General features: G+C 44.8%; 7 protein-coding genes and 4 pseudogenes. 8 read left to right on the forward strand and 3 right to left on the reverse strand.

The genetic code is table 11. From position 1 onward, the window contains the following. The first annotated feature begins 17 nt into the window (after positions 1–17). The 8 genes and pseudogenes from CCC17_RS04195 (at position 18) to CCC17_RS04230 (ending at position 9,436) form a co-directional block, all read left to right on the forward strand. The gene (locus tag CCC17_RS04195) at positions 18–2,012 is read left to right on the forward strand and encodes a hypothetical protein (protein WP_015524540.1); all 1,995 of its coding nucleotides are present in this window, start codon (positions 18–20) and stop codon (positions 2,010–2,012) included. Beyond that, on the forward strand, positions 2,012–3,412 hold the full coding sequence (locus CCC17_RS04200) for a hypothetical protein (RefSeq protein WP_015524541.1): 1,401 nt from the start codon (positions 2,012–2,014) through the stop codon (positions 3,410–3,412). Before CCC17_RS04195 ends, CCC17_RS04200 begins: the two co-directional genes overlap by 1 nt. A 92-nt stretch (positions 3,413–3,504) precedes the next feature. Then, positions 3,505–3,948 (forward strand): phage holin family protein, encoded by a 444-nt coding sequence (locus CCC17_RS04205; protein ID WP_015524542.1) that lies wholly within the window; start codon positions 3,505–3,507, stop codon positions 3,946–3,948. Continuing rightward, the gene (locus tag CCC17_RS04210; protein WP_015524543.1) at positions 3,945–5,462 is read left to right on the forward strand and encodes a glucosaminidase domain-containing protein; all 1,518 of its coding nucleotides are present in this window, start codon (positions 3,945–3,947) and stop codon (positions 5,460–5,462) included. The genes CCC17_RS04205 and CCC17_RS04210 overlap by 4 nt, the downstream gene beginning before the upstream one ends. Before the next feature lie 414 nt (positions 5,463–5,876). Continuing rightward, positions 5,877–6,086: an excisionase gene (locus tag CCC17_RS04215; protein ID WP_009266091.1), complete on the forward strand. Its 210-nt coding sequence runs from the start codon at positions 5,877–5,879 to the stop codon at positions 6,084–6,086. A 137-nt stretch (positions 6,087–6,223) separates the two neighbouring features. Then, complete coding sequence (locus tag CCC17_RS04220) at positions 6,224–7,492, forward strand: site-specific integrase (RefSeq protein ID WP_055054003.1); 1,269 nt, start codon at positions 6,224–6,226, stop codon at positions 7,490–7,492. Positions 7,493–7,843: 351 nt separating this feature from the next. Beyond that, entirely contained in the window at positions 7,844–8,311 is a 468-nt protein-coding gene (locus CCC17_RS04225) for a low molecular weight protein-tyrosine-phosphatase (RefSeq protein ID WP_118752939.1), read from the forward strand. 309 nt (positions 8,312–8,620) lie between these two features. Beyond that, positions 8,621–9,436: pseudogene (locus CCC17_RS04230) on the forward strand (DUF5688 family protein). 276 nt (positions 9,437–9,712) lie between these two features. Here the strand turns inward: CCC17_RS04230 and CCC17_RS14975 are convergent. The 3 pseudogenes from CCC17_RS14975 to CCC17_RS14985 all read right to left on the reverse strand — a co-directional run bounded on the left by CCC17_RS14975 (position 9,713) and on the right by CCC17_RS14985 (position 12,452). Further along, a pseudogene (locus CCC17_RS14975) lies at positions 9,713–10,495 on the reverse strand (ABC transporter ATP-binding protein). A gap of 2 nt (positions 10,496–10,497) precedes the next feature. Further along, a pseudogene (locus CCC17_RS14980) lies at positions 10,498–11,406 on the reverse strand (ABC transporter permease). 86 nt (positions 11,407–11,492) lie between these two features. After that, a pseudogene (locus CCC17_RS14985) lies at positions 11,493–12,452 on the reverse strand (ABC transporter substrate-binding protein). Positions 12,453–12,623 lie beyond the last annotated feature (171 nt).

Consider the following 12,623-nt stretch of genomic DNA (forward strand, 5'->3'; position numbering starts at 1 on the left):
GAAATGGAGGTGGCGGGATGTATCCTGTGTCGGATGCTTTTCTGAGGGCAGTCAGGAGTAATACAAGGAAATATTTCTGGACGGGTACGATCGTTACCAGGGGCGGAATGACGTATGAGTTCGGGGCGAAGGAGATTGTGAAGGGTTCCGGGTATATTTCCAGGCAGTGCTGCGGAAGTACGGAGATTGAGCTGGGAACGGTGTATGCTGCGGAGATGGGGATCACGCTTCTGAGTGACATTGACAGGTATACGCTGGAGGATGCCCAGGTGACATTGGTGTTTCATCTGGTGCTGGCGGATGGTTCTGTGGAAGATGTGCCGATGGGAGTTTTTGAGGTCAGTGAGGCGAACCGTCTGGCGAAGTGCCTGGAACTGAAAGCCTATGATTTTATGCTGCGGTTTGATAAGAGTTTCAACGGGTTTGAGACTGTGGGGACTGCTTATGATTTTATTGCCCTGTGCTGTAAGAGATGCAAAGTGGAGTTTGCGAATAAGAGGGCGGAGATTGATGCCATGCCGAATGGCGGGGTGACGCTTTCTGTTTATACTGAAAATGATATTGAGACCTGCCGGGACGTGCTGTTTTATGTGGCACAGGTTCTGGGAGGTTTCTTTATTATCAACAGGGAGGGAAAACTGGAACTGAGAAAGTACGGGAAGGATCCTGTGATGAAGGTGGAGCAGAGACACCGGTTTTCTTCCAGTTTTTCGGATTTTATCACTAGGTACACGGCAGTGAGTTCTACCAATAAGCAGACGCAGATTGCAGAGTATTATGCTCTGGATCCGGATAACGGGCTGACAATGAATCTGGGAGTGAATCCGCTTCTGCAGTTTGGGTTAAAGGAGACCAGGGAGATGCTGTGCAGGAATATCCTGGCAGATCTGTCTGTGATCCGGTATGTGCCGTTTGATTCGGATACCATCGGGAACCCTGCACTGGATCCGGGGGATGTACTGACGTTTGCGGGAGGACAGGCGGATGAGGGACAGATCACCTGTATCACTTCCATCCGGCAGAAGATCGGGGGAAAGCAGAGCCTGAAATGTGTGGGGAAGAACCCAAGGCTGGCTCAGGCGAAGTCAAGGAATGACAAGAATATTTCGGGGCTGCTGAACCAGATTGAAGACAATGCGAAGACGGGGAAGATCGGGATCCACACGTTTACCAATGCTTCCGCGCATGAGATAGGGCAGACTAAGGTAAAGCTGATCAGTATTCAGTTTGCTTCTTCTGAGGAAAACCATATGCAGTTTTTTGCACAGGTTGTTGTGGATGTGGCTGCGGATCCGGCGGAGAGATCTGCGGAGGCTGCCGGGACTGTGGTGATTCCGTTTCCGGGCGGAAGCGGCGGAACTGGAAGTGGTACGGGTGGTTCTGATGGAACCGGGGAGACATCGGATGCAGGAAATTCTGAAAATGATGTGGCAGGGAATGAAGCTGGAAATACTTCCGGGAATGAGAATACAGGGAGTACGGATGATGTCTCTGGTGGATCAGATTCCGGATCCGGATCAGGGGGTGGTTCGGAGGTTTCTGTGGATGTGAGCCTGCCGGTGAAGTGGCAGGAAGACGGACAGGCGTTCTGTCATGTGGTCTTTGAATTTAATAATGAGGAGATTGTGGAGCATTGTCCGGTGGAGACCTGGCATTCCGGGAAACATATTTTGTCACTGTATTATCCCATTGAGAAGATCGTAGCCAATTATACGAATACGTTCAATGTGTATCTCTGGATGGAGAATGGCAGCGGGACGGTTGATGTGGGAGACTGCATTGCTTCTGTCAGCGGACAGGCTATGGCTGCAGGGGAAGCCTGGGACGGAAAGCTTGAGGTGGAAGATTATACCACGAGATTTGCCATTGGCGGAGGCCTGAATGTGAATGGCTTCCGGGATTCGCTGTCCATGCAGATGAAGGAGACGGTGAACAGAGGCTTTGAGGTGTATTTTGCTGAGAGAGCGGGAATCAGCGGTTTCTGCAGGCCTGTAGAAATGGAGGGTGTGTGATGAAGTTAAAAGGTGAAATGGTCATTGAACTGACCGATACGAATACGGGTGCGGTGGAAACCGTGCAGGAGACGAACATGATCACGGAGGCAGTGAATAATATTCTGGGGCTGAATCCCATGGGGATTTATCTGAAAGCCAGCGGCGAGTATGACAATTCTGTTCTGTGGAACGGGACGCTGCTTCCCATCTGCCCGAACATGATCGGAGGGATCCTGCTGTTTCCGGCAGTGCTGGAAGAAAAGGCGGATCATATTTACGAGCAGGGGAAGAACCTGCCGGTGGCTTATGCTTCCAATAATGTAAATTCCGGTTCTGATGTAGCGAGAGGAAGCCTGAACCAGACGGAGAGCAAGAAGCTGGACAATGGATATAAGTTTGTGTGGGAATTTACTCCCAGCCAGGGGAATGGAAATATTGCAGCGGTGGCACTGACCAGTGCCCTGGGCGGGCAGAATGCTTTTGGCAGTGCGGCAGGGGATGCCAGCACGTTCCTGCTTCTGAAAAAGGTGGATATCGGGGATGTCCCGAAGGCGAGGCAGATGACACTGTTTGAGGCAGTGGAGCTGGATTTTGAAAAGAACCTGCTGTATTCCATCACCTTTGGGAGTTCCAGTGTGACCATTACGAAGATCCGGATCCCGGTGTTTAACATCGGGCTGAATGAGAAGCTGGATGATACCACGTATACCGTACTGGAGGAACAGACATTGACAACGGAAAGTTTTACGTTCCTGGGGGATTATACGAAGTACGGGGAATTTATGGACGGACATGACGGATACTGGTATGGATTTTCCAATGAGCCGAATGCTTCCGGGGATGCGAAGATGGTGTGGATCCGGATCTCCAAAAAGGATTATTCCTTTACGGAAGGAAGCTGGACACTGTCCAAGGCGAAGCTTTCGGAAGTGGGTACAAGGGCAAAGGACGGTTCCTATCCGGAGCGGAATGTAAAATGCTGTGTGAGGAAGGGGTATCTGTATGTGCCTTCCTATGATAAAAAGGGGGTCTATAAGATCAATACTGCAAATTCAGCGGATGTGACGCTGATCCCGCTGGGCTTTACTTCCAAGCTGAAATCTTTAGGCGAGGCTGGTTCTTGTGAGGTGTACATGACGCTTCTCGGGGACATGATCGTGGCAGGAGATTTCCAGATCACGGCAGATGACAGGGTGATCAGGACACAGGGGAGCGCAAGGTTTGAAGCTATGGCAACGCCTTTGTTCCAGTATAAGAATTTTGTGTTTATGTGGGGCGGCAGTTACGGAAAGGAGCACAGGTGTGCGTACCTTCTGACGCCTTATCTGGCAAGTATTAATAATCTTTCATCAGCGGTGGTGAAGAATACGGACAAGACCATGAAGATCACCTATACGCTGACGGAGGAAACAATGTAGGTCTTTCTGCCGCAGGGCATGAAGATAGAAAACTTATTTACGGCAGTTCTCAGAAATGAGGACTGCTTTTTTCATGGGAGGAGGATTCTGGCATGAAGGAATTTTGGAACTTTATTCAGATGGTTTTTATGGCTGTAGGAGGATGGCTGGGCTGGTTTATGGGAGGCTGTGACGGGCTTCTGTATGCATTGATCGCTTTTGTGGTGATCGATTATCTGACCGGGGTGATGTGTGCTTTTGCAGACCATACGCTTTCCAGTGAGGTGGGATTCCGGGGGATCTGCAGGAAGGTGCTGATTTTTCTGCTGGTGGGAATGGCGAATATTCTGGATGTGGCTGTGATCGGGAACGGATCTGTGCTGAGGACAGCGGTGATCTTTTTCTATATTTCCAATGAGGGTGTGAGCCTTTTGGAGAATGCAGGGCATCTGGGGCTGCCGATCCCGCAGAAGATGAAGGATGTGCTGGAACAGCTGCATGACAAAAGTGAGGGAGTCTCCGATGATGCATCAGAGGATGAGGAAGAAGGTGAATGATTATGGGATACAGTAATAGTTCTTTGGTGGCGTATACGTTGCTCAGTCCGAACCATTCCGGACTGAGAACGGAGCAGATTGACAGAATATCGCCGCACTGTGTAGTAGGTCAGTGTACAGCAGAAGGTCTGGGGGACTGGTTTCATAAATCTTCTACCAAGGCTTCTTCGAATTATGGAATTGATAAGAATGGCCGGATCGGATTGTATGTGGAAGAGAAGAATCGCTCCTGGTGTACGTCCAGTAATGCGAATGATCAGAGGGCAGTGACGATTGAATGTGCTTCTGACAAGGAGGAACCGTATGCTATGCATCAGGTGGTTTATGACCGTCTGGTTGATCTGTGTGAGGATATCTGCAGAAGAAATGGAAAGAAAAAACTGCTTTGGTTTGGTGATAAAAATAAGTCTCTGAATTATCAGCCGAAGGCGGATGAAATGCTCATTACCGTGCACCGGTGGTTTGCGAATAAGAGCTGTCCTGGAGACTGGCTTTATGCGAGACTGGGAGATCTGGCTGCGAAGGTTACTTCAAGACTTGGCAGCGGAAATGTGGAAGTGATTTCATCAGGGATGCAGGCCGGGGAATTTCAGGGGCTGACAGAAGAACAGGTGCTTGCAAAGGTTGGCCCCCTGTTTACCGCAGATCAGAAAAAATCAGGGATTCTTGCTTCGGTGTCTATGGCTCAGTTTATTCTGGAGAGCGGTTATGGAAAGAGTGAGCTTGCGTTGGGAGCCAATAACTGTTTTGGAATGAAGAAGTCACTTTCCGGTAATACCTGGAGTGGTTCGGTCTGGGATGGTGTGAGCATTTATAAAAAGAAGACACAGGAGCAGAAGGCAGATGGAAGCTATGTGACAGTTACAGCGGAATTCAGAAAATATGCGAATGTAGAGGATTCCATTGCGGATCACAGTGCTTATCTGCTCGGCGCTAAGAATGGAGAGAAGCTCCGATATGACGGGCTGAAAGGATGCTCAGATTATAAGAAAGCAGTGCAGATCATTAAGGACGGTGGTTATGCTACCAGTCTTACTTATGTGGAAAAGCTCTGCAGTATCATCGAAAGATGGAATCTGACTAAGTGGGATGTGAAGAATTCTGGTGCTTCGGACGTTATGGTGAAGTATTATAGGGTAAGGAAGTCTTGGAAGGATGCTGGCTCTCAGCTTGGTGCTTATACTGTACTTGATAATGCTAAGGCAATGGCTGATAAACATGAAGGATATACTGTGTATGACTGGAATGGCAAGGCAGTGTATGGGGTTGATGTTGAAAGTGATTCTGATATAGAGTTTTCTAATGTGGATTGCCCATTCATGGTAAAGGTTGACATTGATGATCTGAATATCAGGAAGAGTGCTGGAACGAATACTGCGAAGACTGGAAAGTATACCGGGAAGGGTGTATTTACCATCATGGAAGTCAGAGAAGGAAAAGGCTCTGATAAAGGATGGGGAAGATTGAAAAGCGGAGCGGGATGGATTAGTTTGGACTATTGCCAGAGAGTGTAAGTGAATAGGGTTATGGTGGTGAGTCTGTGGGTGTTGGGAGAGATTCTGATGCTAGCAGGCTTTTTATATTGAATTGGACCGAAAATAATTCTATAATTATTTTGAGAAAATGACTGACAGACTGAAAGTAATTTGGTATTTTGTAATATTCCACTAAAGTGGAAGGAGGGCAACATAGTACACCACATATTATCTTAGGGTTCTACCCAGGAAGGAGGTAGTGCTATGAGAATGATTCTGGAATTGTTAGAACTAATATTTCTAAGAGAAAAATAAGTGATGCATGACCTGTGGGTAGAGATACCTGCAGGTCTTATTTTTTTGTCTTTTTTCGTCATTCACCGGAATTATCTCGGCAAAAGGCGCTTAGGAAGATAGAAGGGAAGAACCTTACTATCTTATGGAGGTGTCGATATGACCGAGAAGAGAGAACTGCCTTGGTGGCAGAAATACACATTAACACTGAATGAAGCATCGGAGTACTTCGGTATCGGATACAAGAAATTGAAACTCTTTGTTCAGGAACATTCAGATGCTGACTTTGTTCTCTGGAATGGCAACAGAGCGCTGATTAAGCGTGAGCAGTTTGAGAAGTATATGGACAGTCAGATGAATGTGATTTAGTTCAAAAAAGTTTTTAAATTTCTTGTGGAAAAAGAGCTTTGTCTGTGGTACACTATCAATACATAGTCGGATACATACTATGCGCTATATGAATTAAGCAGCAAGGCTCTCCCGATTTTGAAAGGAGACGATGTTCAATGAGCGAAAAACGACGCGATAGTAAAAATCGCATTCTTCGCACAGGAGAGAGCCAGGAAGCGGATGGACGATACAAGTTCCGATATATAGATGGCAATGGAAAGCGTAAGACGGTTTACAGCTGGAGATTGGTAGCTACGGATAGTATCCCAGCCGGAAAAAGAGATAATGCACCTTTACGAGAACAGGAGAAAGCAATCAACAGAGACTTGAATGATATGATTACTCCTGATGGCGCAGGCTTGACAGTTCTTGACTTGGTGAAGAAATACATTGCAACCAAGACAGGCGTTAAGCATACAACCAGAGCTGGTTATGGTACTGTAATCAATTTGCTGGATAAGGATCCCTTTGGCGCAAGACGAATTGATAAAATTAGATTGTCGGATGCAAAGGAGTGGTTGATTAGATTGCAGCAGGTGGATAAGAAAAGCTATTCAGCGATTCACTCCATCAGAGGGGTGGTTAGACCGGCATTTCAGATGGCAGTGGATGATGATATATTAAGAAAGAACCCATTTGAATTTCAACTGGCAACTGTGGTGGTAAATGATGCGGTCACTCGTGAGGCCATTACAAGAAAACAGGAAAGAACTTTCCTTGATTTCATCAAAAATGATACGCACTATAGCAAGTATTATGACGGTATGTACATTCTGTTTAAGACAGGGATGCGTATTTCGGAATTTACAGGGCTGACGGTTAAGGATTTGGATATGGAGAGCAGAACCATCAATATTGATCACCAGCTGCAGAAGACCGGAACATTGGTCTATATTGATACAACAAAGACCTATGCCGGTACAAGAGTGATTCCGATGCAGGATGATGTATACGAATGTTTTCAGCGTATATTGAAAAATCGCAGACCACCGAAGGTAGAACCTATGATTGATGGTTATTCTGGTTTCCTATGCTTTGATAAGGACGGTAAACCTATGGTGGCAATGCATTGGGAGAAATACTTCCAGCATGCGGTTGACAAATACAACAGCATTTATCGTGTACAGCTTCCTAAAATTACACCTCATGTATGCAGACACACATACTGCTCTAATATGGCGAAGTCCGGAATGAATCCAAAGGTACTTCAGTATCTGATGGGTCATTCGGATATCAGTGTCACTCTCAATACCTATACACATCTTAAGCTGGATGACGCGAGAGAAGAAGTGGAGAAGCTTGCCAGGAAGCAGGCAGAAGCTGAAAATGAGTTTCGGCAGTTAGGTATGAAGGAGGACAAGGTCAAATTCAAGAAGATGGGGTAAATGGTCTAATTTAGACCATTTCGTAAAATGGCTAGAAAGTCAGTAAATTCAAGGCTTTGAAGATGGTCGTGGTCTAAAACAGATTGAAAAAGGGTAAAATTTTTAGACCAAATTTTTTTGGAAAATCAAAGATTTCAGACATAGGAGAACGGCAAATGTCGGCTGGTCTAAATTTGAAATCCGAGGCCATTTTAGACCATATTTTAGACCATTTGAAGGAAGAAACATACCGAGATAAGCCAAAATAAGCCGAGAAATGGGAAAAATCTTGATAGACTGAAAAAGTGCGCAAATGCTTGAAAAATAAGGAAAAACCGAGATAATCTGAGATAAAAAAGGAGTTAAAAATAGATGATTAGAGTGTTATTTGTCTGCCACGGCAATATCTGCAGATCAACCATGGCCGAAAGTGTTTTTACGCACAAGGTAAAAACGCTCGGTCTTTCAGATCAGTTTTTGATCGACAGTTTTGCAACAAGTACAGAGGAGATTGGGAATCCACCTCACAGAGGAACAGTGAACAAGCTGAGAGAAGTGGGAATACCACTGGTTCCGCACAGAGCGAAGCAGATTACGTGGGCGGATTATGAAAAATCCGATTATATTATTGGTATGGATTCTGCTAATATGCGTAATCTTAACAGGATGCTGAAGAATGACCCGGAAGAGAAGCTTTATAAGTTTCTGACTTTTGCCGGATCAGGACGGGATATTGCGGATCCTTGGTATACAGGAAATTTTGACGAAACTTATGAAGATATACAGGAAGGTTGTGAGGGATTTCTGGATTATCTGGAGAAACATGGAGAAATCCATTAGTGATATTTCGGAATGAGACACAAATCTGAAACAATACAAAAGGTATGACAGCAAAAGGCAGCGGAAGTTGCTTTTTCTGTCGATGAAAACTTCTTTACAAATCTGAAAGCTTCTATTATACTTGTCCATACAGCAAGCAACTCAAATTCAGCAGAGAAATCTGCTCTCTGCAATTCTACAGTGGAAGTTCTTTCCACAGAAATATCTAATCATGTTATCAGATCAGAATCATTTTGTGTGTCGTTGTGAGAGCGCACAGGATTTTGTCAGGACATTCGTCCGCTTTGTTTCACAGAAAGGAAATTAAATATGGAAAAAAGTTATAAAACTTTTGTCACGGACCTGAGAAAGCTCCTTCTTGCGGCTATGGATCTGAAGGAAGAAGAAATTTATTTTTCAAACGATGGAGAAAAATATGGCTGTTTGGGAGATAGGCTATTTGTAGAGAGTGGTCATATGGAAAAGGCAAAAACAGTTTGCGGGTTGCATACAGAAGAACTTTATAAAAGGTACTGTCAGGAACATTCTTTTGAAAATATCGTTCATGATTGTGTTGGGGAGATAAAGAAAGTCAGTGAAAATTGTGTGCTATGTGATTTGGATGATCTGAAAGATTATGAGAAGGTAAAAAGCAGACTTTTTATTCGACTTCTGAATGCAGATAAAAACAGGACTATACTGAAGGAGTTGGTTCATCACAAAATCGGAGATATTGCTTTAGTGGTTTATTATCTTGCAGGAGAAAAAGAGGGATATGTTCTGAGTGCAAAGATCAAGAAAAGCTTTGTGGAGAAATGGGGAAAAGATGCGGATACTGTTTTCGAAGCTGCTCTAATAAATACATATTTTATCAGTCCACCAAGAATCTATCATTGGGAAAAAATGCTGTTTGATAAACATATGAAGAGATAATTTCATGGATATCCTTGGAACATACCATCCAAATAAAGGGATTGCCGGGAATGCCTGAGTACAGAAAAGCGTACTAATGGAGCGGCAGCAATCTTTTTGCCCGGGGTAGCCAGACGTCTTTCTGAACTTCTGGGTTCAGACCTGTATCTGGTTTTTACCAGTGTTCATGAAGTAATGGTCCATAATGCGGATGTGGTTATCCGGAAGATTTGAAAGAAGTTCTAAGTGATACGCTCGAGAAAGCAACTCCGGAAGAGGATTATCTGACATCTTCCATTTATCGATACAGCAGAAGGAGTGGTGAATTCTCTGTGGAATTGAAATGAGCTAAAGAGAGGTGACATATGGAAGTGCTTTGAGTTTATCGTTATTTGGGTATTAGAACAGAAATTAAGGCCGGAATCCATCATAAAGAATGAAATCCGGCCAGGTTCTTTCCCATGTGTTATGCTGTTTTGTCTAATTATTATAAGAGTTCTTTTTTGTGGTTTAGCTGAGAAGTGCGGAAATCGTTGGAAAATTCTTCACCGCTGGCTTCTTCGAATTTGTTCCAGGAATCTTTGACTGTAAGCTTTTTCTTTTCTTCGCCCTGGATATCCAGAATGATCTTTCCCTCCCACATCATGATCAGACGATTGCCGGGAGTGATTGCATCACGCATGTTATGGTGATCATCATGGTTGTCAGATGATCGCGGGTTACGATCATGTCTGTGACCGAGAACTTGGCTGCAGTCTTCGGATCAAGAGCAGCAGTGTGCTCATCCAGAAGAAGAAGCTGAGGTTTCTTTAAGGTTGCCATCAGAAGTGTCAATGCCTGACGCTGGCCACCGGAGAGGAGTCCGACTTTGGAAGTGAGGCGGTCCTCAAGACCAAGACCGAGAATCTTCAGGAGTTCGTGATATTCTTCTCGTTCCTGACGGGTAATGCCCGGACGGAGAAGGCGAGATTTCCGCGGCGTTTGGCAAGAGCGAGATTTTCTTCAATTCCCATAGTTGCAGCAGTTCCGGTCATAGGATCTGGAATACACGGCCAAATACGCGCTCTTTTATATCTGAAAGTTTTGTGACATCGGTTCCACCGATAATGATCTTTCCGGAGTCTACAGGCAGGCACCGGCAACTGCATTCAGCATAGTGGATTTTCCGGCACCTTTCCTCCGATGACTGTAACAAAATCCTTCGTTCAGATGAAGATCCACGCCGTTTAAAGCAACCTTTTCATTGATGGTGCCCGGATTAAATGTTTTATGTATATCGATCAGTTTCAGCATGATCATTTACCTCCCTGTTTGGCTTTTGTAAAGTATTTGCCCTTCCAGTATGGGAAAGCAAGGAACAATGCAACGACGAGTGCGGAAAGCATTTTAAAGAAGGTCTGTATCAATTCCCATCCAGATAACAATCTGAAGTACCAGATAATAAAGAATAGAACCAAATACAACGCTTAACAGCTTCAGTGCAAGTTGCGGAAAATACGGCTGAAGATCGCTTCACCGATAATTACGCAGCAAGACCTATAACGATGGAACCACGTCCCATGTTGATATCTGCAAATCCCTGATACTGTGTGAGAAGAGCACCGGAAAGAGCAACAAGTCCGTTGGAAAGCATCAGTCCCAGAACCTTATTACGATCTGTGTTGATACCTGTGCACGCGACATACTTGGATTACATCCGGTCGCACGCAGGGAACATCCGAGTTCAGTTCCGAAGAACCAGTAAAGGACTGCAATCAGAATAACGATCATAATTGCTACGAAAAAAGCGTATTCTGTGTCAGAACAAACACCTTGACACGTCAAGGGATACCAAAAGATTAAATTTATCAACATTGATCGCCTGGTTTGCTTTTCCCATGATTTTCAGGTTAACAGAGTAAAGGGAAAGCTGTGTCAGGATTCCGGCAAGGATAGCCGGAATGCCCATAAAGGTATGAAAAATACCGGTGGCAAGACCTGCCAGAAGTCCTGCTCCTGTTGCAGCCAGCATGGACACCCATACATTGTGTCCGCTGAGCATCATCATGATACAAACAGCGCCGCCTGTACATAAAGTTCCGTCAACGGTAAGATCCGCAATGTCAAGAATGCGGAATGTAATGTACACACCGATCGCCATGATTCCCCAGATAAGCCCCTGTGCGGCACTCCGGAAGTGCGGTCATTAAACTCATAATCTGCATGTTAAATTATCCTCCTCTTTTTTATGCACGAACAGCGAGAAGGGTAACTCCCTTCCGCTGTATCAGTGATAATAGGTTTTTACCGATTATTCAGCTGTTTCTTCTGTTTCGATTGCTTCATATCCATCCGGAATTTTAATACCAAGCTCGTCACAGATGTCTTTGTTGTATTCTTTTGTGAATTTTGGTGCATATTCAATCGGCATTTTGGAGATATCTTTACCATCCTGAAGGATGCTGACTGCCATTTCCCGGTTTTGTATCCAAGATCATAGTAGCTGATGGAAAGTGTTGCAACACCGCATGCCTTGCAGATACCTTCTTCACCAGCGATTACCGGAACCTTTGCCGGGAGACAGATTTGTTGATGATCTCAGTATTGGATGCTACAGTATTATCTGTAGGTGCATAGATCACATCGCTGTCATTGGCAGCTGTAACAACGGATGAAAAATCGTTGGAATCAGAGAATGCATAATATTCACAGGTATAACCAAGCTTCTCAAGAGCATCTTTTACAGTATCTACCTGATATTGGGATTCGGCTCTGCTGAGCAGTAGAGAAGTCCGACATTTTTTGCATCCGGGAAAAGCTCATGGAGCATATCGGCCTGCTCATCAGAGGAGCAAGATCAGAAGTACCGGAAATGTTCCCGCCTACTGTTCCGTCAAAGTCATCGATTCCAAGAGCGACACCATATTCGGTAACGGCTGTTCCAAGGATTGGGATATCGGAAGTTCCGGCAAGCTGCAGCCTGAAGAGATGCGGTTGCGTTTGCAAGGATCAGGTCTGCCCCTCTGAAACAAAGCGTTGATAATGGTAGAACAGGTATTAGAATCACCCTGTGCATTTGCTCGTAATTTTACGGAATCCCCATTTCTCAGTGATGATCCTCAAAACCCTTGGTTGCGGCATCCAGTGCTCATGCTGGACCAGCTGGCAGATACCTATTGTGTAAGTCTTTTCTTCTTGGCGCTTACTGTGCAGCACAGGTTCCTGTTACAAGAGCTGCTGCGAGTACAGCTGTTAAAATACGCTTTTTCATATTGTTTTCCTCCTCCGATGTGTTGCTGCTTTTTGGATTATTTAAAAATGCAACTCTGATTGTGTTAATATAACACTTTAACGCTTAAAAGTCAAGAAGAATTAACGCGAAAATATGTTGAATAAACAGATCCGGAAAAACAAAATTAAAGCATGAAATGAAATGCAGGCA

This window comes from Blautia sp. LMAG:36 (assembly GCF_008680535.1).
Taxonomy (GTDB): Bacteria; Bacillota; Clostridia; order Lachnospirales; family Lachnospiraceae; genus Blautia_A; species Blautia_A fusiformis.